We start from the raw sequence: 25,959 nt of genomic DNA on the forward strand, positions 1-25,959 counted from the left end.
CATATAATTTATTTGGAGTGAGAATCAGAATATAAAGAATAAACCCACCTTTTAAAGCAACATATTGATAACATCCCCCTCATTACATTTATTCTCTATCTCCCACCTCAATAAATATTCAATTTCATTTAACCTCGGGTAAATAAAATCTAGCTATAAATATCAGCCGTCAAAATATACATTACAACTGTTTTTACATTTAACACGTTAACTTGTAACAATTTCCGTCATTAATAGCGGAGTATATTTCACACACAATAAAAACACGATTTTTAGATTGCAAAATACACTACTCGCTTCTATTAAAGAGTGAAATATTCTTGTCTATAATATGTTTTTTATTTAATTGTGGCTGTTATATTTATTTATACTATTAATTAGATACAAGTAATTAATAAGAATTTAACACCTCGTAATATAATATTAATTTTTAAAGTTTTACAAATTAATATTATAAATAAGGCTTTATTATTATGTTATACGATGTCGTTGATTTATCGCGATTTCAGTTTGCATTTACTGCAATGTACCATTTTATATTCGTACCATTAACGCTAGGGATGACATTCTTATTAGCTATTATGGAGACAATATATGTCATAACTGGAAAGCAAATTTATAAGGATATGACTAAATTTTGGGGTAAACTTTTTGCTATCAACTTCGCACTTGGCGTAGCAACAGGTTTAACCTTTGAATTTCAGTTTGGTACTAACTGGGCCTATTACTCTCATTATGTTGGCGATATTTTTGGGGTTCCATTAGCAATTGAAGCCTTAATGGCTTTCTTCCTTGAATCTACCATGATCGGGATGTTCTTTTTTGGTTGGGATCGCCTCTCAAAACGTCAACACCTTGGCGTCACATGGTTAGTTGCTCTCGGTTCGAACTTATCAGCATTATTGATCCTTGTGGCCAATGGTTGGATGCAAAATCCAGTTGGTGCACATTTTGACTACGAAACCATGCGGATGGAAATGATAAGCTTCTCAGAGGTTATCTTTAATCCTGTGGCTCAAGTTAAATTCGTCCATACCGTAGCATCAGGTTATGTTTGTGGTTCAATGTTCGTTCTTGGTGTAAGTGCATTCTATATGCTTAAAGGGCGTGATCTTGCCTTTGCTCGTCGCTCATTTACTATTGCAGCCTCTTTTGGATTGATGGCAATTATTGCCGTAATGATATTAGGTGACGAATCAGGTTATGAATTAGGTGACGTTCAAAAAACCAAGCTAGCCGCAATTGAAGCGGAATGGCATACCGAGCCAGCTCCAGCTGCATTTACCGCCTTCGGTTTCCCTAACCAAGATAAGATGGAAACAGAATACGCCATTAAGATCCCATACTTAATGGGTATTATCGCGACGCGCTCACTTGATACTCAAGTAACTGGTATTCGTGATCTGAAAAAACAACATGAAGTACGTATTCGTAACGGTATGGTTGCTTACGGATTACTAACAAAATTACGTTCAGGTGATAAAAACGCCGCTGATATCGCAGCCTTTAATGAAGTAAAAGGCGACTTAGGTTATGGCCTATTATTGAAGCCTTATACTAAGAATGTTGTTGATGCGACACCACAGCAAATTCAGCAAGCCGTTAATGACTCGATACCACGTGTATGGCCGCTATTCTTTAGTTTCCGTATCATGGTTGGTGCTGGTTTCTTAATGTTTATGATTGTTGCTGCTGCATTTATTCAATCATGTCGTCATAAAATCCCTACTAATAAATGGATTCTTAAAGCTGCGCTTTATGGCATACCTTTACCTTGGATTGCGATTGAAGCAGGTTGGTTTGTCGCTGAATATGGCCGTCAACCATGGGCTATTGGTGAAATTCTGCCAGTAAATATGGCCGCATCTCACTTAGCACCTTCACAGCTATGGTTTTCACTATCGTTAATCATCGTGCTTTATTCTTTGTTCTTTATTGCTGAAGCCTATTTGATGACTAAATTCGCACGTTTAGGTCCAAGTAGCTTAAAAACAGGTCGTTATCATTTTGAACAACAAGATAACGATAAAGATGCGCTAACACATCAAGTTGATGCATAGGGAGAAACAGAATAATGTTTGATTATGAAAGCTTGCGGATCATCTGGTGGATCTTAATTGGTGTATTGTGTATCGGTTTTGCTATCACTGATGGTTTTGATATGGGCGTCGGTATGCTGTCACCATTTATAGGTAAGACAGATAGTGAACGTCGAGTAATGATTAACGCAATTGCACCGCACTGGGATGGTAACCAAGTTTGGTTAATTACTGCCGGTGGTGCATTATTTGCGGCATGGCCATTAGTATATGCAACGGTATTCTCTGGTTTTTATGTTGCATTGATCTTGGCATTAGCGGCACTTTGGTTACGTCCGTTAGGTTTTGATTACCGTTCTAAATTACCTGATACAAAATGGCGTAACTTATGGGATAAAGCGATTTTTGTCGGTAGCTTTGTGCCGCCGCTTATTTTTGGTATCGCTTTCGGTAACCTAATGCAAGGTGTGCCATTTGAGCTAAACGAGTTTATGATCCCGACATATAAAGGGTCATTCTTTGAGTTACTTAATCCGTTTGCGTTACTTTGTGGTGGTGTCAGTCTACTTATGATTCTCACTCAGGGTGCCACATTCCTTCAAATGAAAACAACTGACGCGATTCATGCTCGTGCACGTAATGTTGCGGCTATCTCTGCAATATTAATGGCGATTATATTTATTATTGCAGGCTTTGTTTCTAAAGGAATTAATGGTTATGTGATCACATCGCAAGTATTACCAAATGCAGCGTCAGATCCATTAACTAAAGAAGTAGCTCGTCAGATGGGGGCATTGTTTATTAACTACCACAATTACCCTATCTTATGGATTGCGCCGATACTTGCAGTAGTAATGCCATTACTGACAGCACTATGTTCTCGTGCAGAGCGTGCTGGGTTTGCATTCCTGTTCTCAAGCCTAGCGATTGTCGGTGTGGTGTTAACGTTTGGTTTTGCAACGTTTCCATTCTTCGTGCCATCAAGCTTACAACCAAACGCAAGCTTAACAATTTGGGATTCAAGTTCATCTAAATACACATTGCATCTTATTACAATTGTGGCGTTTGTTATGGTGCCAGTGATCTTGGCGTACACCTCATGGTGCTACTACAAAATGTTTGGTCGTCTTGATACTAAATATATCGAAGACAATAAGACGTCACTGTACTAATAAGGAGTAAATAAACAATGTGGTATTTAGCTTGGATTTTAGGTATTTTGCTCGCATGTTCATTTGCGATAATTAATGCCTTATGGCTTGAACAAGACGATGATGAGTTATTAAAATAATTCAGACGTAAAAAATAAAAAAATCAGCCATAACGATTATGGCTGATTTTTTATTAATTAATCGCGGTAAAGTGCAAAATCTTCAGCGCAATCAACTAGCTGCTCACGGGTTAACATGAACACACCATGACCACCATTAGCAAACTCTAGCCACATAAATGGAATGTGCGGGTATTGTTCTTCCATGTGAATCATTGAGTTACCAACTTCACAGATCAAAATACCGTTATCTTTAAGGTAATCTGGCGCATTAGCAAGAATACGACGGACTAGCTTTAGACCATCGCTGCCAGCAGCTAAACCAAGCTCAGGCTCATGACGGAACTCTTCTGGTAAGCTGTCCATGTCTTCTTGGTCAACATACGGTGGATTAGTCACGATAAGATCGTATTTATCTTTTGGTATATCACGTAAAAGATCAGAACGAAGCGGAATCACTTGCTGCTCAAGGCCATGATCCGTTATATTCTGCTCAGCAACTGCGAGTGCATCTGTCGAAATATCAACGATATCCACTTCTGCTTCAGGGAACATGTGTGCACAAGCAATACCGATGCAACCACTTCCAGTACACAGATCCATGATCCGCGTTGGTTCTTGTTGTAAAAAGGGTTCAAAACGGTTTTCAATGAGCTCACCAATCGGTGAACGTGGCACAAGTACACGCTCATCAACGAAGAACTCCATACCGCAAAAGTAGGCAACATTCGTTAAGTATGAAACGGGTGTACGATCATGAATTCGACGAATAACACGTTCAACAATACGATGACGCTCGCTGCTTGTTAAACGAGAATTACGCACTTCCGGTGGAACATCCAACGGTAAGTAAACTGTCGGTAATACCAGTTGCACAGCTTCATCCCATGCATTGTCTGTACCATGACCGTAAAATAGGCCAGCAGCATTAAAACGGCTTACCGTCCAACGTAGCATGTCCTGCAATGTGTGAAGTTCGCTGACAGCTTCGTCGACAAAAATCTTATCCAAAATAGCCTCCGATAAACGCTACAATACCACTATATAATTGTTGGAATTTCATTATGAGTAAAAAAAATTCACAGCTTGAAGATGATTTTGATCTCTTCAAGGCAGAGGTAAAAGGCGTAAAAAAGTTCACGCATGATACCATAATCACGCCTCGTCAACAGAACTCAAAAGCGGATAAAGCAAAAGTGATGGGTAAAGAGACCCAAAATCATGAGTTTTATTTCTCAGATGAGTTTGAGCCGCATCTTAGTGATACCGGCCCAACTCAATACGCGCGAACTGGGGTATCTAAATATGAAGTGAAAAAACTACGTCGTGGGGTATATGTGCCAGATATTTACCTTGATATGCATGGAATGACTCAACTAGAAGCAAAACGTGAGTTAGCTGCGATGATTGCAGCCTGCATTAAAGAACATGTGTCATGTGCATGCGTGATGCATGGTATTGGTAAACATATATTAAAACAAAAAGCACCAATGTGGTTGGCACAGCACCCTGATGTCATGGCATTTCACCAAGCACCATTAGAATTTGGTGGCGCGGGTGCATTACTGGTGTTAATTGATATACCTGAGCGCTAATACCTTGGTTTTACCATATGGCCAACTTTAACGACTTTACCACGGTTAAATAACGTCACTTCTCCTGTCTCGCAGACTTTTAGACGTTTTTTAACTGCGGTTTCAACGTAAAAATATTCACAATTATCATTACGCGCGCTATCAATACGAGCAAAAATAACTAATGCAGGAGCGCCGACCTCATTGGAATAATTAGCAAACGTTAAGCTACTGCCAGTTTGCGAAACATGCATCCCTTCGGTATGTCCGTCTGACCACTTCACCATACCATTAGCAGAAATACGAACTGGCTCACCAACACTGCATCCGGCAATAAACAATAGGTTTATAATCGCCACTATTCCAAACTTAGTCATGGTTATTATCCATTATTTATGCGGTTGATGTTGCCACAACAATTTACTAGATCCTGACTGTGGATCATACTCAACGGCAGCAATAGCAGACGTTAAAAACATGGGTGGTTGTAAACCAGCCACCAGCTCTGCAGTTAAATACCCAACTAACGGCAAATGCGAAATCAGCAATAGTGATTGCGGCTGCTCAGTTTCAATGGTTGCTTTTATATATTCAGCAACAGTTTCAGCATCACCATAAGGGGTAATATCCTCAACACTACCCACTTGTGCTGCTGTTGGTAACGAATCAACCATTGCTTGCCACGTTTGTTGGGCACGTAAATAAGGGCTGACCCAAACTTGATCTAATTCGCCATTCAAATGTGATGCCAATAATGTTGCCATTTGCTGTGATTGAGCGATGCCGCGCGCGGTTAATGGACGCTCAGCATCACTAGAAGCAAAATTTTCGGCTTCGCCGTGACGCATAATATAAATTTGCATAGATATTCCGATAACCTCAGTTAAACAATCACTATTCCCACTCATATCTTAGAGCTGGTCGATCATTATTACACGCTTTTATTATTGGTATAACCATAGAGTTTTAATTCTGTGGCTAAGCCTACTATTTAAAGGCTGAATTGATTAACTAATGACTAATTCATCAACTTGTTAACAAAAATGAGACTTATAATTCATCTAATCGCATCTTCAATTTGCCAGCCTTAATATTGAACGTCATACTTACCCTAATTCCCTCTAAAATAGGCCCTTCCTGTGCATACAAGTCCTAACGATCATAAGCAGTATCGCTATCTCACTTTAGCGAATGAACTTCGAGTACTGCTCGTTCATGATGCTGAAGCGCCTCGTTCTGCAGCAGCATTGTCTGTTGAGATAGGTCACTTTGATGATCCGATGGATCGTCAAGGCATGGCACATTTCCTTGAACATATGTTATTTCTTGGCACTGAGAAATACCCCCGTGTTGGTGAATTTCAAACCTTTATCAATCGTAATGGCGGCAGTAATAATGCGTGGACCGGCACTGAAAACACCACGTTTTTCTTTGAAATCAGTCCCCATACTTTTGCAGAGGGATTAGATCGCTTTGGTCAATTTTTCACTGCACCATTATTTAATGAAGATGCCGTTGATAAAGAACGCCAAGCCGTTGATTCTGAATATAAATTAAAAATAAAAGACGATGTACGTCGTTTATATCAAGTTCAAAAAGAAACGATTAATCAAGCGCATCCTTTTGCCAAGTTTTCAGTTGGCGATCTCACCACTCTTGACGATCGCAATGGTCAGTCGGTGCGGGATGATTTATTAGCTTTCTATCATCAGCATTACTCTGCCGATGTAATGGGATTAGTACTATTAGGTCCACAATCACTGGACGAATTAGAGCAGTACACCCAAGATTTCTTTAGCAAAATCCCTAACGCTACCACTAAGAAAGTAGCAATCGACGTGCCATTTGTTACTGAAAACGAGTGCCAGAAGTTCATTCAAATTGAACCTATCAAAGAATTGCGTAAGTTAACATTATCGTTTGCGATGCCATCTGTCGATGCTCACTATCAAATTAAGCCTTTATCATATATTGCCCATTTACTCGGTAATGAAGGTACAGGCAGTTTAATGGCGATTTTAAAAAAGCGCGGCTTAATCAATACCCTAACAGCGGGCGGTGGGGTTAGTGGTAACAATTTCCGCGAATTTACTATTGGCTTAAATTTAACCCCTAAAGGGCAGCAACATACTGATGAAATAGTGCAATGTGTATTTACCTTCATTGCCCTAATCAAGCAACAAGGGTTAAATGCTTGGCGTTATCAAGAAAAGAAATCAGTACTCGAAATGGCATTTCGTTATCAAGAAAAAAGTCGCCCACTTGATACCGTCAGTTATTTGGTTATGAACCTACTGCATTACAACGCAGAAGATATCATCTACGGCGACTATATGATGGAAGGTTATGATCAAGATTTACTTGAGCAATTATTAGCTTACCTAACCGTAAGTAATATGCGACTAACGCTAGTAGCACAAGGTGGTCATTACGACCGCTTAGCGGCTTGGTATGATACACCTTACTCAGTGACGCCATTTACGCCGCAGCAAATTGAAAGCTGGACCAATATTAGCCTTGATGCTGAGCTATTATTGCCTGAACCTAACATTTATTTGTGTGAAGAATTTGAGCCATTACCGCTTGAGGCTGGTTCAGAATTACCACCACAATTAATTCAAGATCTCCCTGGGTTTCGATTATGGCATAAACAAGAACATGACTTTCGAGTACCAAAAGGCATTGTCTATGTCGCAATTGATAGCCCACATGCCGTCAGTTCAACAGCCAATATTGTTAAAACTCGCTTGTGTGTCGAATTACTATTAGAAGCAATCAATGAATCAGCTTACCCAGCTGAAATCGCGGGAATGTCTTACAATTTATATGCTCACCAAGGTGGTGTAACACTTCAGCTTTCAGGCTTTAGTGAAAAACAACCACAGCTGATGCAACTGATTTTAGAACGCTTTAAGAAACGTAACTTCACCCAACAACGATTTGATAATATCAAAGCCCAAATGCTACGTAATTGGCGTAATGCCGCTGAAGATAAACCGATCTCGCAGTTATTTAATCAATTAACGGGCTTATTACAACCCAATAACCCACCTTATCCACACTTAATTGAGGCGCTCGAAACTATCACTATTGATGAACTACCACCGTTCGTTGATGCTATGTTTGCTGAATTACACATTGATACTTTTGTGTATGGTAACTGGATAAAAAAAGATGCGTTAGCACTCGCTGAAACGCTAAAAGATGCTTTTAGAGTCACAGACCAACTATATGGTGAATCACAACGCCCATTAGTACATTTGGAAAATAGTGGTACCTTAACCTATGAGTTAGATTGTAATCATGAAGACTCAGCTATTTTAATGTATTACCAATCACGTAAAACGACACCTGAAAAAATTGCGATTTACACCCTTGCAAATCATTTGATGTCGACTACATTTTTCCATGAGTTACGTACTAAGCAACAACTTGGTTATATGGTAGGTACCGGTAATTTACCGTTGAATCGCCATCCTGGATTGATCTTATATATTCAATCCCCGGTGGCTGAACCAAGTTATTTATCAGATGCTATTGATGACTTTACTAATGCGTTTGCCTTAGTGTTATTAGAGCTAAGCGAAGCGCAATGGCAAGCCAGTAAAAAAGGCTTAATTGCACAAATCTCTGAACCTGATACCAACCTTCGATCACGTGCACAGCGATTCTGGGTAAGTATTGGTAATAAAGATGAAAGCTTTAATCAGCGTCAATTAGTGGTCGAGAAATTAAAAAACCTGAGTCGTGCCGATATGATTAAATTTATAGTGGCAACCGTAAAGCCCCGTACTGCCAATCGCCTAGTAATGTATTACACAGGTAAAACACATCAAGATTCAGAGCCATTAACTATAGGTAAAGCTATTGAATCTATAGCTGATTTTCAGAAGAACGCTTACTAAATAAAAAACCCTATTTATGTAAAATAAATGGGGTTTTTATTTTTTCATAGTAATATTGTGACGTTTTTATGTTGATAAAAATGACTTTCATAATATTTCAGTGGTCAAATATGGATCCTCTAAACCATACTCTTAATATCGATTATATTACTATTACTAATTAATCTAGCGATAAATACGATAGTACCAGATAGATTAAAAGAGGATTCACGTGACTCAACGATGTCCGCATTGCCAAATTGAAATAGATGCACCAAAGATAAATGCATATGAAGATAATTTTATTTGCCCTCATTGTGCCGCTACATTAGCTCATAGCCAGATTGATATCTTTTTCTATGCCTTTTGCTTTATTGCATTAATCTCATTATTACTCATTGCTATCGGTCACATTAATACCTTTATAGCGTTAGTAATCGCTGCGGGTAGCTATCGGCTTTGTCGCAATAAATTATTTGAATCCCACTTCCGTTTAATTCGCTGTACTCACTAACATACAAATTTCAAATATAAAAAAGCCTGCATCAAAGCAGGCTTCTTGTTTGCATTGTTAGAAAGCGTTAATAAAATCGTTGTTCCGTTTGTGCCATCTCAACTAAATAATCACATGGTGTAAAACGCTCACCATACAAATCACTGTATTCACGCATCATATCGACCACCAAATCAATGCCTAAATGATCCATATAACTAAATGGCCCGCCAAGAAACGGTGGAAAACCAATACCAAATATAGCGCCAATATCACCATCACGAGCTGACTTAATAACGCCCTCATCCAAACAACGGGCAGCTTCATTTAGCATCATGAGGCTACAACGAACAGCAATATCCACTTCAGTCAAATGTTGTAAAGGTTCAACCCCTAATACGGTATAAATTGATTTATCTACTTCTTTATTTTTCGTGTTGTATAAATAAAAACCTTTACCACTTTTACGGCCTCGACGACCATCTTGTTGTAACCGTTCAAACATCGCAGGTGTAGCAAACCGTTCGCCTAACTCAGCTTCTAAAATTGGACTAATCTTGGCACCGATATCAACCCCAACTTCATCGAGTAATGTGATTGGACCCACTGGGAAACCAAAATTGAGTAATGCAGTATCAATATGCTCAATCGGCTCGCCAGCTAATAGTAAGTGGGCAGCTTCATTCATATAAGGCGCTAATATACGGTTAACATAAAACCCTGCTTTATCAGCAACTACTATTGGTGTTTTACCCTGCTTTTTCGCTAACGCCACCACAGTTGCAATCGTCGTTGCTGAGGTTATTGCATGGGGAATAACTTCAACAAGTGGCATTTTTTCAACAGGGCTGAAATAATGTAAACCAATGATATTTTCAGGACGTTGTGCATTTGCAGCAATTTTATGAATAGGGATCGAGGACGTGTTAGTTGCAAAAATGGTATTTTCTGAAGTGTTCGCCTCAATTTCTTGTACCATTTGTTGTTTAAGCTCAACATCTTCAAATACGGCTTCAATAACCACATCAGCGTCAACCACACCACGATAATCAGTGCTTCCCGTAATGCGCAACATCTGCTGCTGTAATTGCGACTTTCTAATAATACGTCGTTGGCATTGCTTATTCAAAATAGCATAGTTGTACGCTAATGCATGCTGAATACCATCGTTAGTAATATCTTTAATTCGTACCGCATAACCAGCTTTGATTGCAGAAACATGGGCTATTCCCCCGCCCATTAGGCCACCACCAAGTATTGCTATACGATTAACTTTCTTCGGTTTAGCCTCAGCACCCAATTCTTTTTTCATCGCAGTGGTAGCAAAGAAAATATTACGCAACGCGCGCGATTCAGCAGTCATCACTAAATCACCAAACACCTTTGCCTCTTGCTCTAATCCTTGCTCTATGCCTTTTTCTAAACCATATTTTACGGTGTCTAAAATCGCATCAATGGCAGGATAACAACCGCGCGCTTTTTGTTGGGCTTTTTTAGCGGCTTGATCAAATACCACACTACGACCAAACGCATTACCGGCCATCGCCCAATCTTGAAACGAATGGGTACGAATAGGTTTAGCGGTTAATGCTATTTGCTCTGCCGCTTGTAATAAAATGCTTTGCGGTACAACTTGATCAACGAGCCCTTTTTTAAGAGCCTGCTTCGGTCGTACTTGCTTACCGGTTAACATTAATTCAAGACTATGGGCTACCCCGATCAAACGAGGTAAACGTTGTGTACCGCCAGAGCCCGGCAGTAAACCTAATTGTACTTCTGGTAAGCCAAGACGGGTAATATCATCATCACTACAAATACGACTATGACACGCTAAAACAAGCTCTAACCCTCCGCCTAAACATGGACCATGAATAGCAGCAACAACATGAATCGGTAAATCTTCCAATGCTGCAAATAATTGTTGGCCTTTAATTGCTAACGCTTCTGCTTCTGCTGCGGTTTTGCAATCAGCAAGCATACGAATATCAGCCCCAGCAATAAAATTATCGACTTTACCTGAATAAACAACCAATCCCTTAAGATCAGTATGTGTACTTAACTCAGCTAAAACAGTCGTGACTTGCTCGATAAAAGCCGCTTGTAAGGTATTCATTTTTTCATTGGCAACATCAATTTTAAGCCAGCCAATGCCATTGTCGCCAAAAGATAAACTAAATGCTGATTGAGTCATTATTCTGCCTCCAAAATCATTGCGGCGCCAAGACCACCGGCTGCACAAGCGGTATTTAATGCAAAGCCACCACCACGACGTTTTAATTCATGCAAGGTTTGAGTGATCATTCTTGCACCAGTTGCTGCAAAAGGATGACCATAAGCAATGGAGCCACCTAAGACATTAAATTTATCCATATCAATATCGCCAATCGCAGCATCTCGGCCTAGTTTTTGTTTTGCAAACCGTTTAGAACCAAACATTTTAACGTTGGCTAATGTTTGAGCAGCAAAGGCCTCATGCATATCAATTAAGCTTAAATCACCAAGCGTTAATCCTGCCCTCTCAAGCGCTAATGGACTCGCATAGGCAGGTCCCATCAACATATCTTCAGCAACATCTATTGCAGCAAAAGCATAAGAACGGATATACCCAAGTGGTGTTAACCCTAATTCCTTAGCTCGCCCTTCTCGCATTAATAATATTGCAGCAGCGCCATCTGTTAGTGGGGTTGAGTTGGCAGCAGTAACACTACCATGCAAACGGTCAAAAGCAGGATTTAGCTTAGCATATGCTGCTAATGTTGAATCTTGACGAACGTTATTATCGTGATCTAACCATTGTTTATAAGGCGCTGTAAATGCAGTCATAACTTCATCACGGAGTAAACCATCACGCCATGCTTGAGCAGCTAAAGTATGAGAACGGTGCGCAAAAGCATCTTGTTCCTCACGGCTAATTGCATGACTTTTTGCCATTTGCTCTGCCGTTTGCCCCATGCTTAATCCAGTTGAATACTCTGCAACGGCAGGAGGAACAGGCAGCAAATCTTTAACGCTTAATGCACTGAGTAATTTCAACCTTGCAGGCATCGTTTTTGTTTTAGTTAGCGCTAATAATGTCGCCGCCATTTTTTTACTAACCCCAATCGGAAGCATTGAGGTTGAATCAGCACCGCCAGCAATACCAATATCTATTGTCCCAGCCATGATACTTTCCGTCACATTAACCGCGGCCTGAAAACTTGTCGCACAGGCACGAGTGACACTATAAGCATCGGTATGAATATTCATCCCGGTACCCAGAACAATTTCACGCGCAATATTCGGGGCTTCAGGCATCTGTACCACCTGGCCAAATACAACTTGTTCAATTAACTGCGGATCAAAATCAGCAGTTTGTAGCATTTCATTAACGACTAACTTACCTAAATCAAGGGCAGATAAACGATCAAACGCTGTTGATTGACGTGCGAATGGCGTTCGTAAACCGCTAACAATGGCAATACGCTCACCGCTACGTGTAGTGATATTTTGAAGACCCGTCATCGCAACTCCTTGTCACAATTATAATTAACCTCCATTCGAGGTCAGACCACACAATTGTAACCATAAAGTTATAAAAATAAAACATTTGTTTGAAAGTGACGATTAAATGGGATTTTTAAGTAAAAAGTGTCGACATTATAATCAGTTATAGTATAAGAAACATCGATACAATTTAACATAGGTATCAATAGTTGTGATGGGTTACTTGAGAGGGATAATGGTGAGCTAATCTTAAGGCAAAAAAAAACCACACCCTCAGGTATGGTTCGAATTCACGCAGAAAGCAATCAATCAGCGTAATAAAATAATCAATTAACATAAAGCCAATTGCAAATCAGGAAAAACCTGATAGGAGAAAGTAAAGTCAGCCTTCAAAAGGAAGTTGTCATCTTGCTCAACAGACGGTGTTAACTATTATTAAGTTATTCAACTTAACCATAGCCTCAACCATCAGATGACGCGGCAACTATAACCTACAGTTCAAATCAGAATTTGAACCAGATCAATTTTATGGCGGTTTATGCCCTATAAAACATAAAAAACCGAATATATCATCCAAAAATTATCAGGTGGCATCGGTTATTGATGCAATAACGCTAAACAGGCACACAATGATAAAAAATATTTTTAGAAACAAAAAGTCTTCTGCCACGGTCTGTTTAAATATGAATAAACAAAAACGTTATGAAGCACTTGTTCGAGCTTGGCATCAAGATTTATATCGCTACGCTTATTGGCTATGCCATGATCCTCATATTGCCGAAGACTTAGTGCAAGAAACTTGCTTGCGCGCATGGAAATCACTCGATAGCTTACAAGATGATAACGCTGCTAAAGCATGGCTGATAACCATTCTACGCCGCGAAAATGCCCGTCGCTTTGAACGCAAACAATTTGATTTAGTGGATATTGATGATCATCATATCGCGGATACTAAACCTAGTGTTGAAATGGATACCGAGCAATATTTACTGCATCGGTTAATCATGAAACTAACACCTGAATATCGCGAACCATTAATTCTACAAGTTATGGCTGGTTTTAATGGCGATGAAATAGCAGGGATTTTGAACCTTAACCGTAACACGGTAATGACACGACTATTTCGTGCGCGTAACCAATTAAAAGAACAACTTGAAAAGAAACCAACTCAACGGGGGAATCATAATGGATGATCTAGAATTTCGTCGCCGCCTACTGGCTGATCCGAATGATAATGACCCTGAGATAATTAAAGCTAAAAATCAGTCTAGCTCTAATCGCCATTTTTCTAATGAATTACAGCAATTAGATCAACAATTAAAACAAACGCTTAATGTGGATATTCCCGATAACCTAGCAGATCGAATTCTGTTTCATCAATCAAGCCAGGCACAACCAAAAACTAACCATCATTATAAACGTTATTTTTCTTACGGATTGGCCGCTTCAGTGATGTTTTTTATGGGTTTTTTGGTCGGGCAACAAGACATTTACCCTCAGCAACCACAGCAGCAAGTCTTTACACCCATGTCGATGCCTGCGATTGCTTTACAACACGTTAATGCTGAAGCACAGTTTGTTGAGCATACCGATGAAGCCGTCACACTACAGCAGGTAAATGCCAAACTGAAGCCTTTTGGTACAAGTATGAATCAATTACCCGGTCATATTTATTACCTCAATTATTGCGGCTTTGATGGTGATCGTGCGTTGCATATGGTTGTAGGTACAGATAGTGGCAAGATGACGGTATTTATTGTGCCGCAAACAAGCTCAAAAATGGCTACAGATAGTGACAATATTAATAAAAGTTTATTATTACCGCTGCAAGATGCCAGCTTAATTATTGTTGGCGATAAAGATGAAAAACTGATGCCAATCGCAGAAAAACTTAAATCTGAGTTCTATTGGCAAATCTAACCGCATAAAATCCTTTCTATAACACAGCTAAAACTCGATATTGATAATTAAGTATTGAGTTTTGGCTGTGGCTTATAGTGCTAATTGTGACGAAAACGACAAGAAACCAGCGTAAAATGAGCCCAAATGAACTCAAATATTCGTTTGTTAGTACTTTTAACTGTCTAAAGTACTGGTCAGCTTTGATACTGCTCTCTCCCCCCCTACAATCATCGCCAATCAGTCATACATAGACTGGAATAATAAATATAAATACATGATCAGGAATCATAAATGAATAAGAAGCAGATATTCACGCGTTCAGTTATTACTGTCGCTATCGCTGTTGCATCATCACAAACAATGGCGGCAGGTTTCCAGCTTAATGCCCAATCAGCTACCGGACTTGGTCGCGCATTCTCAGGCGATGGGGTTATTGCTGATAACGCATCAACTATGGCTAAGAACGCCGCTTCAATGACGCTGTTTGATGCACCAGCATTATCATTAGGCATGATTGCCATCAACACTGATGTGCATGTTAAAAATACCCAATATAATAATCGCCCAATAAATGACACTTCAATTGGTGGTACTAGTTACGCGCCAAACATCTACTACATTCAACCTATTAACGATAAATTTTCTGTAGGTGCTTCACTATATTCAAACTTTGGTACTAAAACAGAATTTAAAGATGGCTATAAAGCGGATCTTTTTGGCGGATTAACTGACGTTAAAAGTGTTAACTTAGGTTTAAGTGCTGCTTACCGCATCAATCAACATTTTAGTGTTGGTGGTGGTTTAGATGTAATTTATGGCAGTGGTAAACTACAACGAGGAGCATTACCTAATGGTAAAAACCTCATTGATATTGATGCTGATGGCGTAGCATTAGGCTACAACCTTGGTACCATTTATGAATACAATCAAAATAACCGTTTTGGCTTATCATACCGTTATAGCCCAACGATAGAAGCTAAAGGTGATATTCATGCACCGCTTGATTTCAGCAATCAAAAGCTAAAAATACCACTACCATCAATGCTTGAATTTTCTGGCTTTAACAAGCTTAACGATAAATTTGCCGTTCATTACAGCATCCAATGGATTGAATGGAGCGCATTTGATCAATTAAGTACCACTGGTGGTAGCTTCTCTAAAGATTATCAATGGCAAAATAGCTGGCACTATTCGTTAGGTGGTACTTACTACCTCAACAACGATTGGACATTACGTGCAGGTTACATGCACGACACCAGCGCTCAAGGTAACTTAACATCAATTTCAGTACCAGATTCAGATCGTAATTGGTTATCTGGCGGCTTTACCTACCACCTTGATAGTAAATCAACTATCGACTTTGGTTTAACTTACCTGATTGGTAAAGATGTTAATGTTAGTGAGAAACAACAATTAGCTCCTGGCATCAGCCCTTCAGTTACTGCGACTACTCGCGCTAATGCATGGCTATACGGTCTTCAATACAGTCGTTCATTCTAATTTGAGCGTACAGTAATAACTGATTATAAAAAAGAAGCCATCATGGCTTCTTTTTTTATGAGTACAATAATACTAAAGCATTATTATCAATAAACTAACAGCCTAAAAATGAACAATAAATAGCAATTACCCATAAATATAAACGTAATCCTAATCTCATATTTCGTACAAGTGTACGCTCAAATATTTATAACGGCTTCTAACCGAATAAATACTACCCGATAAAAAACCACAAACAACCACAAACAAAGGATAAAAAATCTTATAACACTATTTTATAAGATAGCTTTTAACGCACTTTATTGCTACGGGTATGATTTACACCATTATTTCGATGAACAATAAGTTTTTCTAACATGACTAAAAATAAAATCACTCTAGCCTTAGCCATTACCGCAACCGTAGGCATCAGCAGCCAAGCGTCTGCCGCAGGATTTCAATTAGCAGAATATTCGGCTACAGGTTTAGGACGCGCTTTTGCTGGTGAAGCCGCCATGGCCGATAATGCCAGCGCCCAATTCCGTAACCCTGCGATGCTAACGTATTTAAAAGGCATTCAAGTTTCTGCTGGTGCTATTTATGTTGATCCTAATATTGATATTGAAGGTACACATTCAATCTTCGGTAAAGCTAGTACCTCAGATTTTGCTAACAGTGCTGTTATCCCAAATTTTTATTTTTCTCGCCCGTTAACGGATAAAGCCACAATTGGTATCGCTTTTGGTACTCACTTTGGTATGCGCACTGATCTTGGCACTGATTTCAAGGCATCTATGTTTGGTAATCAAGCTGAGGTACATACCGTTGAAATTAATCCTAACCTTGGCTACAAAATTAACGATCAATTAAGCGTAGGTGCTGGTGTACGCTATGTGATGGCTAGTGGTCATTTTGGTGCTGCACTACCAACAGTATTAGGTAAAACAAAACTAAAATACATGGAAGGTGAAGATAATGCTTGGGGTTGGCAAGCAGGTACAGCATGGCAAATTAACGCAAGTAATCGTATTGGTATCAGTTATCAATCCGCCGTTAAATTAAACCTTGAAGGTCATGCTTCTGGTCTTGGTTTCGATGGTAAAGGTAATGGTGTATACGCAGGTACATTACCGTTGGAATTACCCGCATCCGCTGAGATTGCAAGCTTCCACCAATTAAATGATCAATGGGCAGTACATGCGAGTGTTAACTGGACTGATTGGAGTGCTTTTGAAAAGCTAGAGGCTAATATTCCACAGCTTGGCGGCAATAAAAAAATCAAAGATGAAAACTGGAAAGATAACTACCGCTTTGCTATTGGTACCACTTACCAAGCAACCAATAAGTTAGTACTTCGCTCAGGTATTGCTTATGACACCTCTGCGGTTGATGAAGTCAATCGTACCCAAACTATTCCTGAAACTGACCGTACATGGTTAAGTGTTGGTGCTGGTTATGCTTGGTCAGATAACCTAACTCTAGATGCTGGCTTTACTTATATTTTTGCAAAGAAAGCCAATATGCTTGAGCAAGAAAAAGACAGCCCATTTTTAGGTAAATTCCAAGGCCAAACATCTGGTCATATTTGGTTAGCGGGTGTTCAAGCTAGTTACCGTTTCTAAGTAGTCATTAATAATTACTTTATTTTTATAAGGCCTCATTATAGAGGCCTTTGTTTATTCTATAAAAATAAAAACAAATAGTATTATTTACCAACACAAAGCAATAACACACAAATAAGACACTGGAAAACTTATAACATATCAATTATTATGCCAACCTAATTAATCATACAGCTTATTTAATATCTTTTTTGTTATTATCAATTATTTGCATTAAAAATCATACTTTAACAACTAATAATTAATACAACGCATGTTAAATATAAATATTATATCCAATCGCATTGTTAACATGCCTAATATAATGTACTTCGCTCACTGTCATTAATTAAAAAAACACCATAACTAATTAATTTATTAAAGTTTTTTCTTTTTTAAAGTGGACTTTCTCTGTCAGTGAATAAATTTTATGCCTAAAAAAAAGTACTTATTAAGTATTGCTTTATTATTTTCAACCAATGCCTTTTCAATAACTAATGGACAACCTGTTGCAAACAGTAGTTATCAATCATTTATACATTCTCAATATTGTTCAGGCACAATTATTGGCGGTAAATGGGTTTTAACTGCGGCACATTGCAGTACAGAAACGAATGCAGAAAAACCTGTAATATCCAGTTCAAATAATCAAAGAACAATCGTTAGCCAACAAATTAACTATAATGATTGGAACAATAATGGCACAGCTATTGATGCTGCATTATGGTTACTGCCTCATAATATAGCTATAAATAAAATTACAATTATCACCCCAAGTCCCGCTGAACCAGGACAGAACGTTACTATTTTTGGTTATGGTGGAACAGGCAATCAATTAAATAAAGCGACACATCACATCATTGCTAGAGCAGATTTTCCATCTACTGAAACTGTTTCTCTAGATCGCTATAATCAAGGCAATACTGTCGGTGGTGATTCTGGCGCACCTTATCTAAATAACAATAACCACTTAATTGCCATTCACAAAGGTCATCAATCTGACTTATCCATAGGCACTAAAGTGTCAGCATTTAAAGACTTTATCCTTGATACAATTAATGGTTGGAATTATCCCACCTCTCTTAATAATATTAATGGTAGTCAAATAATTACCGTACAAAGTTTACATAATGATGTAATTCAAGATCAAGCGACGACTACCGGAGATGTTAATATTGATTTTAACCAGTCAACTTGTAGTAACAACTTAATATCACCTTATGATATTTGTACTTACGTTATAACCAGTAATGGGCATAGTGGAACATTAAATTTATCACCAACTGAAAGTATTATTATTAATCAGCCTGATACTGAAGAAACAACTAAACCAGATAATAATGATAAGAATAAGCCGGTAATAACCAAAGATAAAGAGGGTGGCGGTGATGTAGGAATGTTTATATTAACACTGCTTACAATGGTCGCTTTTAAACGCCGTTAAAATAAAGCCCCCTACTTTTTAGGGGGCTTTATTATTAATCATTATCGATTTCGTCAAGATAACTATTATCAAATGTCTCAGCTTGAGGCTGATCGCTGACTTTGCCATCACTCGCAGTAAAATTCTTATATTGAATATAAGCATCACGCGTAAACAAATATGGATCAGGTGAGTTATTTAACATGCTTTCTTGATTGACTAATGCAGCGCGATCTTCCATACCTTCAAAGATCCACTTTCCTAGTCCTTCCCAGAAATTTAATAAACTCAGCGGTAAATATAAATCATCAACAGAATCGGTAAAACCACGGAAAGTTATCGGTCCATAAACCGGCAACATCAGATAAGGACCATTACCAACACCATAATAACCAAGTGTATCGCCAAAATCACGATCTTGAACTTTAGTAATATCTGCCGCTGATGCAATATCAATCAGACCCGCTAAACCAAAAACAGTATTAATCCAAAAGCGGTTAAAATGGGTTAGCGCATCTTTGCCATGCAGTGTCAGGAGGCTATTTACCATTCCCGCAGGCTCATCTAGATTGGATAAGAAATTGGCAATACCTGTACGTGCAAATGAAGGCGTATAGTTTACATATGCAAGTGATACAGGGCGAGCAACGTACGGATCTAAATAATTAAAGTTTAAATCCCACATTGCGCGGTTAAAGCCTTCAAACGGATCATAAACAGTGTTTGCAGTCGCATTATCACCATCAATATGATCAGTAACATTGGTTGATACTGTTTGCTCACTGGCTTTATCGGGAGATTGTGCACAACCAACAATACCGAGACTTAAAAAAATTATCAGTAAGAGCTTTTTATTCAAAACATACACCTAATAAAAAACAGGCTGAACATCAATATTCAGCCTGCTTTATTCATTTTAGCAATTAATTAATATTGCTTATTAATGACAAACGCTGTTTCTCCGCCCAAAGGGGTTTGGCTGCTTTGACCATACCAATCACCTTTTTTGGTCATCACGTTACCATCACTATCCACACGCGCTTTAATAATCATCTCTGATAATGATGATAGCTGACGTTGTGGAATCATGCTGTCTTTATCCGTTAACGTAATTGTTAATGGAAATTTAGTCGACAATGGTAATTTTACCGCTGCTATTGGCATTGGTGAACCATCAGCATCGTGAACAGAGATGATAATATTACCTTGTTTTGGCAATACAACGTTTTTACCTAACGCTATAGTAGCAGTAACTTGCTTAGCTGTATCGGCATTTTGTGTTTCAGATTGTGGCGTAGTTTCATCAATTGCGGTTGGATCAGGTGCAACTGTTGAACCATCCCCATCTGCGATACGCATTTTTGCACGTTCGATACTACGCGTTAGCATTGGCGTACGTGAATCATCAGGACCAATAAGGGTTTTCATCATTGTCCAATAATCAACCGCTTGCTGGTAATTTTTTTGCTCAAATGCGTCAAATGCTAATAAAGACAATGCTTGAACGTTAGTGTGATCACTTTTAATCACTTGACGTAAAAGCTGACGTGCTAAATCACTTTGACCAGGCTTACCACTTAACATTAACGTTTGTGCATAGCCTAAACGAATAGCAGTATCAACAGGGTTAAGATCATAAGCACGCTTCATTGCCATTTCAGCCGTAGCACCATCGCGATTAGCAATAGCAATTCGACCTAACAGCAACCATCCCATTGGGTCATCACCGTCTTTATGCAACTTAGTACGTAATGCCAGTGTTAGATCCGACATATCTTGATCAGACAGTGGTTCATTAGCAGCATTATCACCCATTAAACGTTGGGTCAGTTCAGGTAAGCGATTGACAGCTTGATGCCATGCTTCAACTTTAGCACTGCTACCTACTGCGCCATAAACACCGTAACAAATACCTACAATAAGGATCAGACCAGGAACAACCATCGCAGGGCTAACATGTGTCGCTTGTTTCTTTTCAGTAACAGGCAAGTCATCCAGTAATGTTTGTTGTAAGTCAGCCACCATATCTTTCTGACTTGCGACCAAACCTTCTTGCGATTCTTCTTCAAGTTCATGAATACGATCTTTAAAGAAAGCTTTATTCAGCTCATCTCGGCTTGCTTCATCGTCATACTCTTTACCGACATACATCGGGATCACAAAGATTGCGATAGAAATTAAAACCAAGACAGCGGTTAAAATCCAAAACAGCGTCATTTATTTACCTTTGTCTGATTATTGGTAGCTTCAGTATCTTGCTGCGCCATTTCAGCCAACAACCCCTGTAAACGTTCCGACTCAACATCATCAAGTGGCTCATCTTTGGTTAACTCGCTTTTTTTACGTGAGCGATAAACCAAAATAGTAAAACCGATAACAATAAAACCAATGGGACCTGCCCATAAGATCATTGTTGATGCTGTCACTGCTGGATCATACGTTACGAAATTACCATAACGTGCAATCATATAATCAATGACTTGCTGATTGGTTTTGCCTTCTTTTAACAGCTCGAAGGTTTTCATGCGCATATCTTCTGCTAAAGTCGCATTAGAATCGGCGATGCTGTTATTTTGACATTTAGGGCAACGTAAAGTCTCAGTTAACTCTTGAAATTGCTTCTCTTGTGCTGGATTTTTAAAATCATACACATCAATGGCCGCTAATGCAGGTGCCACCATCGAAAAGGTCAGTCCAAGTGCAAATATTAAAGCAAAAAAACGTTTCATTATGCTTTAACCTCCGCTTTGGTATTGTTTGCTTTCGCTTCCGCTAGCATTTTTTCATACAAAGGCTTAAGGGTCTTATTCCAGTTTTCTGGATTAACATCACCGACATGGCGGTAACGAATAATACCATTAGCATCGATTAAGAAAGTTTCAGGAGCACCATAGACACCAAGATCCATCCCTAACATGCCATTGCCATCAAACAAAGAAATCATATAAGGATTACCTAGCTCTTTAAGCCATCTAATCGCTTTAGGCCGCTGATCTTTGTAGTTTAAACCAATAATCTTCACCCCTTGGTTTGCAAGAGTGTTGAGGTATTGGTGTTCTGCTTGACACGTTGGGCACCAAGTAGCCCACACGTTTAAGAGTAGTGGTTGGCCTTTAAAAATCGTTTGCTGATATTCTTTGCCAGGCTCAAACAAATCTTCTAACTTAAATGCTGGTACTGGTTTACCCACCAGCACTGATTCAAGTTTGGTCGGATCGTCACCCGCTGCGTTACGAGTTAGTTGGACCATAAACATCACAACTAACCCTAAAAACAGCACTAAAGGAATAAATAATAGCTTCTTATTCATTATTTAGCTTAGCCTCCGATTTTTTGTCATTCGCGGCAATATTAGCTGGCTTACGGAATCGGTAACGCTTATCGCTAATAGCAAAAGCACCACCAAGCGCCATTAAGAACGCACCCATCCACATCCAATTAACAAATGGCTTGTAGTAAATACGTACAGCCCAAGCACCATCAGTACCTAAACGCTCACCCATCGCAACATATAGATCACGTGTAAAGCCACTATCAATTGCTGCTTCAGTCATCATCGAGCCAGCAACCGTATAGAAACGCTTCTCAGCATGCAGCGTTGTGATATCAATACCACGACGACTAATTTCAAAATCAGCCACGTAGCCATCATAGTTAGGACCATCGGCATCGCGTAAACCTGCAAAATGGAAGTCATAACCTTTAACGTTAACGGATTGTCCAGGTGATAAACGTAAATCACGCTCAATACCGTAGTTCGACACTAATGTCATACCGATAATAGCGATTGCTAGACCAAGGTGACCCAACATCATTGCCCAGTGACTACGCCCTAGTTTACCCAATCCATCAAGGAAAGAGTGACGGTGAGTAGCACGACGGTAAATTTCAACTAAGTGAAGAACAATAATCCACACCGCCATCATTACACCAACAACAGCTAACGGCTCAACAACGCTTGCTGTTAGGTAAATAACCAAGAATGAGAATGGAACCGTAAATAATCCACACCACAACATTGGTTTAGCAATCGAAGCAAAGTTATCACGCTTCCAACGCACTAGAGGACCAATACCCATTAAGAATGAGAACGGCACCATTAACCATGTAAACAAGGTATTAAAGAACGGTTCCCCGATGGAAACAGAACCTAAACCTAATTGCTTATGGACTAATGGTAATAGCGTACCAATTAACACCACTAAAAGTGCTGCAACTAATAATAAGTTGTTAGCTAGCAAGAAGTTTTCACGTGAGAACAATGCATAGTTACCACGAGAACGAATTTGACCACCACGTAGTGCGTACAGTAGTAATGAACCACCAATAACGACCACTAAGAAGCCAAGTATAAACATACCGCGCGATGGATCAGATGCAAACGCGTGCACAGAAACCAATACGCCAGAACGGACTAAGAATGTACCTAATAAGCTTAATGAGAATGCAGAAATTGCCAGTAATACAGTCCACGCTTTGAATGTACCGCGTTTTTCAGTCACTGATAATGAGTGCATTAACGCAGTACCCGCAAGCCACGGCATTAATGATGCGTTTTCAACTGGATCCCAGAACCACCAGCCACCCCAGCCAAGTTCATAGTAAGCCCACCATGAGCCTAGTGCGATGCCTAAAGTTAGGAATGACCATGCTGCAATTGTCCAAGGACGCGACCAACGTGCCCAAGCTGTATCTAAACGACCTGTCATCAATGACGCGATAGCAAATGAGAATGCAACCGAGAAACCAACATAACCCATGTATAGCATCGGCGGGTGAACAATCAAACCTGGATCTTGTAGCAATGGGTTTAAGTCACGACCTTGTACAGGAAAATCTGGCAATGTGCGCAAAAATGGATTGGATGTTACGATAATAAACAGCAAGAAACCCACTGCTATCATACCCATAACGGAAAGTACACGCGCCACCGCTTCTAGAGGCATACCACGGCTAAATCGTGAAACGGCTGCAGCCCAACCTGCTTGGATAAGTACCCATAGCATCAATGAACCTTCGTGCCCGCCCCACACTGCGGTTAAACGGTAATACCATGGCAGTAAACTGGTAGAGTTACTGGCAACATACGCTACCGTAAAATCATTGCTATAGAACGACCAGCTTAAAATACCAAACGACAATGCAAGCATGCCGAATATTCCGTAGGACAGTGGACGTGCCATACGCATCATTGCTTGGTTACCAACCGTGGCACCATACAATGGGTAAATGCTGGCCAGCACCGATAGCGCAAGTGCGGCTATTAGTGCGAATTGGCCTAATTCAGGGATCATTGATCACTTACCTTGTAGTTGTTCTTCAGTGTACTGAAGTCGTTTATGGTTTATCTTCATTGCATCTGCCACTTCTGGTGGCATGTATTTTTCATCATGCTTTGCAAGTACTTCACTTGCTTTTACTGTGGTTGGATTAATTAATACACCCTGTGCCACAATACCTTGCCCTTCACGGAATAAATCCGGCAGGATACCATCATAAATTACGGTAACTGAAGGACCAATGTCTGCTACTTTGAAACTAATACGTAATGATTTAGGGTCACGCTCAACAGAACCTTTCACCACCATACCGCCAATACGCAACCGTTGACCAACTTCTGGTTTAGTGCCATCGGGCTTACCATTAATTAATTCTGATGGCGTATAGAACAGATTCATATTTTGGTTTAATGCATATAACACCAAGCCAACCGTTGCACCTAGTCCAAGCACTAACGCCAGCACAATCACTAAACGTTTTTGACGTCTTGGGGTCATAGTGTGTTCTCCAATGTCTTCGCTTCTTTAATGCGTTTTTCACGCGCCATTTTATTTTTTATTTCGCGTAACAAACGACGTTTCGTTGTTAAGCTTGAAAATAAAACCCATAACATCGATAGAAAAGAAATAGCGTAGGCACTCCAAACGTAACCCGCATAACCACCCATCGCAAAAAAATCATTTATAGAATCAAAATACATAGCGATCTCACTTCACCAACTTCTGCACCCAAGGGCGATGGCTCTCACGTAATAGAATTTCATTGCGTAACCGCACCAAGGTAACAGCAGCAAAGAAACACCCAAAACCCAGTAGCATCACTAGCAATGGCCATAACATATCGTTAGACATCGATGGCTTGCCAAATTTAGAAATCGTTGCACCTTGGTGGAGAGTATTCCACCATTCAACTGAGTAGTGAATAATAGGAATATTAATCACGCCGACAATCGACAAAATACCAGCGGCTTTTGCTGCTGTTTTATGATCATCAAACGCGTTATACAATGCAATAACACCAAGGTATAAGAACAATAGAATCAATTCAGAGGTTAAACGAGCATCCCAAACCCACCAAGCACCCCACATAGGTTTACCCCAAATAGCCCCTGTAATTAAGGCAATAAAGGTAAACACTGCGCCGATAGGTGCCATCGCAGCCGCAGCCATATCTGACATACGAATCTGCCACACAAGGCCAATGAAAGAAGAAATAGCCATAGTCACATAAATACTCATCGACCAAATTGCAGATGGTACGTGAATATAGATGATTCTAAAGCTATCGCCTTGTTGGTAATCTGCAGGCACAAATAATAGCCCCCATACAGATCCCACTAAAATGGAAATCAAAGCGATAATAGAAAACCAAGGCAACAACTTACCGCATAATCGGTAGGTGTTTTCTGCTTTAGCGTAGGGATGTAACCACTTCCACATAATGCTCTCAACTTATAATAGATAGTAAATACGTCACTGAGAGTAAATCATCACTCTCGCTTTCTTACTCACGCCACCGTTTTACTTAGTAC

The 25,959-nt window shown here is 39.5% G+C and carries 24 protein-coding genes; 11 read left to right on the forward strand and 13 right to left on the reverse strand.

From position 1 onward, the window contains the following. Window positions 1-473: 473 nt before the first annotated feature. From PPBDW_RS11450 to cydX, 3 genes are read left to right on the forward strand one after another with little or no spacing between them, the layout of a single operon-like run. The gene (locus tag PPBDW_RS11450; RefSeq protein WP_036795595.1) at window positions 474-2,060 is read left to right on the forward strand and encodes a cytochrome ubiquinol oxidase subunit I; all 1,587 of its coding nucleotides are present in this window, start codon (window positions 474-476) and stop codon (window positions 2,058-2,060) included. A gap of 14 nt (window positions 2,061-2,074) precedes the next feature. Continuing rightward, on the forward strand, window positions 2,075-3,211 hold the full coding sequence (cydB, locus tag PPBDW_RS11455; protein ID WP_036795597.1) for a cytochrome d ubiquinol oxidase subunit II: 1,137 nt from the start codon (window positions 2,075-2,077) through the stop codon (window positions 3,209-3,211). A gap of 17 nt (window positions 3,212-3,228) precedes the next feature. Beyond that, window positions 3,229-3,330, forward strand: a complete 102-nt coding sequence (cydX, locus tag PPBDW_RS11460) for a cytochrome bd-I oxidase subunit CydX (protein ID WP_036795599.1) — start codon at window positions 3,229-3,231, stop codon at window positions 3,328-3,330. A gap of 57 nt (window positions 3,331-3,387) precedes the next feature. Here cydX and prmB read toward each other — a convergent pair whose 3' ends face one another. Then, on the reverse strand, window positions 3,388-4,320 hold the full coding sequence (gene prmB / locus PPBDW_RS11465) for a 50S ribosomal protein L3 N(5)-glutamine methyltransferase (protein ID WP_036795601.1): 933 nt from the start codon (window positions 4,318-4,320) through the stop codon (window positions 3,388-3,390). 53 nt (window positions 4,321-4,373) lie between these two features. Between prmB and smrB the strand changes: the two genes are divergently transcribed. Then, the gene (gene smrB, locus PPBDW_RS11470) at window positions 4,374-4,904 is read left to right on the forward strand and encodes an endonuclease SmrB (RefSeq protein WP_036795602.1); all 531 of its coding nucleotides are present in this window, start codon (window positions 4,374-4,376) and stop codon (window positions 4,902-4,904) included. On the opposite strand, the gene PPBDW_RS11475 is transcribed toward smrB, so the two are convergent. Both PPBDW_RS11475 and sixA read right to left on the reverse strand, forming a co-directional pair. After that, the gene (locus PPBDW_RS11475) at window positions 4,901-5,260 is read right to left on the reverse strand and encodes a hypothetical protein (protein ID WP_054262065.1); all 360 of its coding nucleotides are present in this window, start codon (window positions 5,258-5,260) and stop codon (window positions 4,901-4,903) included. The two genes, smrB and PPBDW_RS11475, sit on opposite strands and share 4 nt — an antisense overlap. 12 nt (window positions 5,261-5,272) lie before the next feature. Then, window positions 5,273-5,746 carry a phosphohistidine phosphatase SixA gene (sixA, locus tag PPBDW_RS11480; RefSeq protein WP_036795603.1) on the reverse strand — a complete coding sequence of 158 codons (474 nt, stop codon included), beginning with the start codon at window positions 5,744-5,746 and terminating at the stop codon, window positions 5,273-5,275. A gap of 276 nt (window positions 5,747-6,022) precedes the next feature. Between sixA and PPBDW_RS11485 the strand changes: the two genes are divergently transcribed. Together PPBDW_RS11485 and PPBDW_RS11490 are read left to right on the forward strand one after the other, a co-directional pair. Further along, complete coding sequence (locus tag PPBDW_RS11485; protein ID WP_036795604.1) at window positions 6,023-8,788, forward strand: insulinase family protein; 2,766 nt, start codon at window positions 6,023-6,025, stop codon at window positions 8,786-8,788. A gap of 211 nt (window positions 8,789-8,999) precedes the next feature. Beyond that, on the forward strand, window positions 9,000-9,281 hold the full coding sequence (locus PPBDW_RS11490; protein WP_036795606.1) for a hypothetical protein: 282 nt from the start codon (window positions 9,000-9,002) through the stop codon (window positions 9,279-9,281). 67 nt (window positions 9,282-9,348) lie between these two features. Here the strand turns inward: PPBDW_RS11490 and fadJ are convergent, their stop codons facing one another. After that, window positions 9,349-11,451, reverse strand: a complete 2,103-nt coding sequence (fadJ, locus tag PPBDW_RS11495; protein ID WP_036795607.1) for a fatty acid oxidation complex subunit alpha FadJ — start codon at window positions 11,449-11,451, stop codon at window positions 9,349-9,351. Continuing rightward, window positions 11,451-12,761 (reverse strand): acetyl-CoA C-acyltransferase FadI, encoded by a 1,311-nt coding sequence (fadI, locus tag PPBDW_RS11500; protein WP_036795608.1) that lies wholly within the window; start codon window positions 12,759-12,761, stop codon window positions 11,451-11,453. The genes fadJ and fadI overlap by 1 nt, the downstream gene beginning before the upstream one ends. 611 nt (window positions 12,762-13,372) lie before the next feature. Here fadI and PPBDW_RS11505 point away from each other — a divergent pair. The 5 genes from PPBDW_RS11505 (at window position 13,373) to PPBDW_RS11525 (ending at window position 19,169) form a co-directional block, all read left to right on the forward strand. After that, the gene (locus PPBDW_RS11505) at window positions 13,373-13,936 is read left to right on the forward strand and encodes a sigma-70 family RNA polymerase sigma factor (protein WP_036795609.1); all 564 of its coding nucleotides are present in this window, start codon (window positions 13,373-13,375) and stop codon (window positions 13,934-13,936) included. Continuing rightward, window positions 13,929-14,663, forward strand: coding sequence for a DUF3379 family protein (locus tag PPBDW_RS11510; RefSeq protein ID WP_036795611.1), 735 nt, complete (start codon window positions 13,929-13,931; stop codon window positions 14,661-14,663). Before PPBDW_RS11505 ends, PPBDW_RS11510 begins: the two co-directional genes overlap by 8 nt. A gap of 273 nt (window positions 14,664-14,936) precedes the next feature. Beyond that, window positions 14,937-16,145: an outer membrane protein transport protein gene (locus PPBDW_RS11515; RefSeq protein ID WP_036795612.1), complete on the forward strand. Its 1,209-nt coding sequence runs from the start codon at window positions 14,937-14,939 to the stop codon at window positions 16,143-16,145. Between the two features lie 356 nt (window positions 16,146-16,501). Then, window positions 16,502-17,746, forward strand: a complete 1,245-nt coding sequence (locus tag PPBDW_RS11520) for an outer membrane protein transport protein (RefSeq protein WP_036795614.1) — start codon at window positions 16,502-16,504, stop codon at window positions 17,744-17,746. Between the two features lie 409 nt (window positions 17,747-18,155). Next, window positions 18,156-19,169 carry a S1 family peptidase gene (locus tag PPBDW_RS11525; protein ID WP_036795616.1) on the forward strand — a complete coding sequence of 338 codons (1,014 nt, stop codon included), beginning with the start codon at window positions 18,156-18,158 and terminating at the stop codon, window positions 19,167-19,169. A 34-nt stretch (window positions 19,170-19,203) separates the two neighbouring features. On the opposite strand, the gene PPBDW_RS11530 is transcribed toward PPBDW_RS11525, so the two are convergent. The 8 genes from PPBDW_RS11530 to PPBDW_RS11565 form a co-directional block, all read right to left on the reverse strand. Further along, a complete protein-coding gene (locus tag PPBDW_RS11530; protein WP_036795617.1) occupies window positions 19,204-20,007 on the reverse strand; it encodes an MlaA family lipoprotein in 804 nt (267 codons plus the stop codon). Between the two features lie 68 nt (window positions 20,008-20,075). Next, window positions 20,076-21,365, reverse strand: coding sequence for a c-type cytochrome biogenesis protein CcmI (gene ccmI / locus PPBDW_RS11535; protein ID WP_036795618.1), 1,290 nt, complete (start codon window positions 21,363-21,365; stop codon window positions 20,076-20,078). Then, on the reverse strand, window positions 21,362-21,877 hold the full coding sequence (locus tag PPBDW_RS11540; protein WP_036795619.1) for a cytochrome c-type biogenesis protein: 516 nt from the start codon (window positions 21,875-21,877) through the stop codon (window positions 21,362-21,364). The genes ccmI and PPBDW_RS11540 overlap by 4 nt, the downstream gene beginning before the upstream one ends. Continuing rightward, window positions 21,877-22,458 (reverse strand): DsbE family thiol:disulfide interchange protein, encoded by a 582-nt coding sequence (locus PPBDW_RS11545; protein ID WP_036795620.1) that lies wholly within the window; start codon window positions 22,456-22,458, stop codon window positions 21,877-21,879. Before PPBDW_RS11545 ends, PPBDW_RS11540 begins: the two co-directional genes overlap by 1 nt. Then, window positions 22,451-24,442, reverse strand: a complete 1,992-nt coding sequence (locus PPBDW_RS11550; RefSeq protein ID WP_036795622.1) for a heme lyase CcmF/NrfE family subunit — start codon at window positions 24,440-24,442, stop codon at window positions 22,451-22,453. The genes PPBDW_RS11545 and PPBDW_RS11550 overlap by 8 nt, the downstream gene beginning before the upstream one ends. Before the next feature lie 3 nt (window positions 24,443-24,445). Continuing rightward, the gene (gene ccmE, locus PPBDW_RS11555; RefSeq protein WP_036795623.1) at window positions 24,446-24,925 is read right to left on the reverse strand and encodes a cytochrome c maturation protein CcmE; all 480 of its coding nucleotides are present in this window, start codon (window positions 24,923-24,925) and stop codon (window positions 24,446-24,448) included. Next, entirely contained in the window at window positions 24,922-25,128 is a 207-nt protein-coding gene (ccmD, locus tag PPBDW_RS11560; protein ID WP_036795625.1) for a heme exporter protein CcmD, read from the reverse strand. Before ccmD ends, ccmE begins: the two co-directional genes overlap by 4 nt. A gap of 7 nt (window positions 25,129-25,135) precedes the next feature. Then, the gene (locus PPBDW_RS11565; RefSeq protein WP_036795627.1) at window positions 25,136-25,867 is read right to left on the reverse strand and encodes a heme ABC transporter permease; all 732 of its coding nucleotides are present in this window, start codon (window positions 25,865-25,867) and stop codon (window positions 25,136-25,138) included. Window positions 25,868-25,959 lie beyond the last annotated feature (92 nt).

It is taken from the genome of Photobacterium kishitanii (genome assembly GCF_000613045.3).
Lineage (GTDB): Bacteria > Pseudomonadota > Gammaproteobacteria > Enterobacterales > Vibrionaceae > Photobacterium > Photobacterium kishitanii.

Excerpts from the sequence above, each read along its gene's own strand:
- PPBDW_RS11450 (WP_036795595.1), top strand. The coding sequence starts at position 474 with ATGTTATACGATGTCGTTGATTTATCGCGATTTCAGTTTGCATTTACT.
- cydB (WP_036795597.1), top strand. The coding sequence starts at position 2,075 with ATGTTTGATTATGAAAGCTTGCGGATCATCTGGTGGATCTTAATTGGT.
- cydX (WP_036795599.1), top strand. The coding sequence starts at position 3,229 with ATGTGGTATTTAGCTTGGATTTTAGGTATTTTGCTCGCATGTTCATTT.
- smrB (WP_036795602.1), top strand. The coding sequence starts at position 4,374 with ATGAGTAAAAAAAATTCACAGCTTGAAGATGATTTTGATCTCTTCAAG.
- PPBDW_RS11475 (WP_054262065.1), bottom strand. The coding sequence starts at position 5,260 with ATGACTAAGTTTGGAATAGTGGCGATTATAAACCTATTGTTTATTGCC.
- sixA (WP_036795603.1), bottom strand. The coding sequence starts at position 5,746 with ATGCAAATTTATATTATGCGTCACGGCGAAGCCGAAAATTTTGCTTCT.
- fadJ (WP_036795607.1), bottom strand. The coding sequence starts at position 11,451 with ATGACTCAATCAGCATTTAGTTTATCTTTTGGCGACAATGGCATTGGC.
- fadI (WP_036795608.1), bottom strand. The coding sequence starts at position 12,761 with ATGACGGGTCTTCAAAATATCACTACACGTAGCGGTGAGCGTATTGCC.
- PPBDW_RS11505 (WP_036795609.1), top strand. The coding sequence starts at position 13,373 with ATGATAAAAAATATTTTTAGAAACAAAAAGTCTTCTGCCACGGTCTGT.
- PPBDW_RS11510 (WP_036795611.1), top strand. The coding sequence starts at position 13,929 with ATGGATGATCTAGAATTTCGTCGCCGCCTACTGGCTGATCCGAATGAT.
- PPBDW_RS11515 (WP_036795612.1), top strand. The coding sequence starts at position 14,937 with ATGAATAAGAAGCAGATATTCACGCGTTCAGTTATTACTGTCGCTATC.
- PPBDW_RS11520 (WP_036795614.1), top strand. The coding sequence starts at position 16,502 with ATGACTAAAAATAAAATCACTCTAGCCTTAGCCATTACCGCAACCGTA.
- PPBDW_RS11525 (WP_036795616.1), top strand. The coding sequence starts at position 18,156 with ATGCCTAAAAAAAAGTACTTATTAAGTATTGCTTTATTATTTTCAACC.
- ccmI (WP_036795618.1), bottom strand. The coding sequence starts at position 21,365 with ATGACGCTGTTTTGGATTTTAACCGCTGTCTTGGTTTTAATTTCTATC.
- PPBDW_RS11540 (WP_036795619.1), bottom strand. The coding sequence starts at position 21,877 with ATGAAACGTTTTTTTGCTTTAATATTTGCACTTGGACTGACCTTTTCG.
- PPBDW_RS11545 (WP_036795620.1), bottom strand. The coding sequence starts at position 22,458 with ATGAATAAGAAGCTATTATTTATTCCTTTAGTGCTGTTTTTAGGGTTA.
- PPBDW_RS11550 (WP_036795622.1), bottom strand. The coding sequence starts at position 24,442 with ATGATCCCTGAATTAGGCCAATTCGCACTAATAGCCGCACTTGCGCTA.
- ccmE (WP_036795623.1), bottom strand. The coding sequence starts at position 24,925 with ATGACCCCAAGACGTCAAAAACGTTTAGTGATTGTGCTGGCGTTAGTG.
- ccmD (WP_036795625.1), bottom strand. The coding sequence starts at position 25,128 with ATGTATTTTGATTCTATAAATGATTTTTTTGCGATGGGTGGTTATGCG.
- PPBDW_RS11565 (WP_036795627.1), bottom strand. The coding sequence starts at position 25,867 with ATGTGGAAGTGGTTACATCCCTACGCTAAAGCAGAAAACACCTACCGA.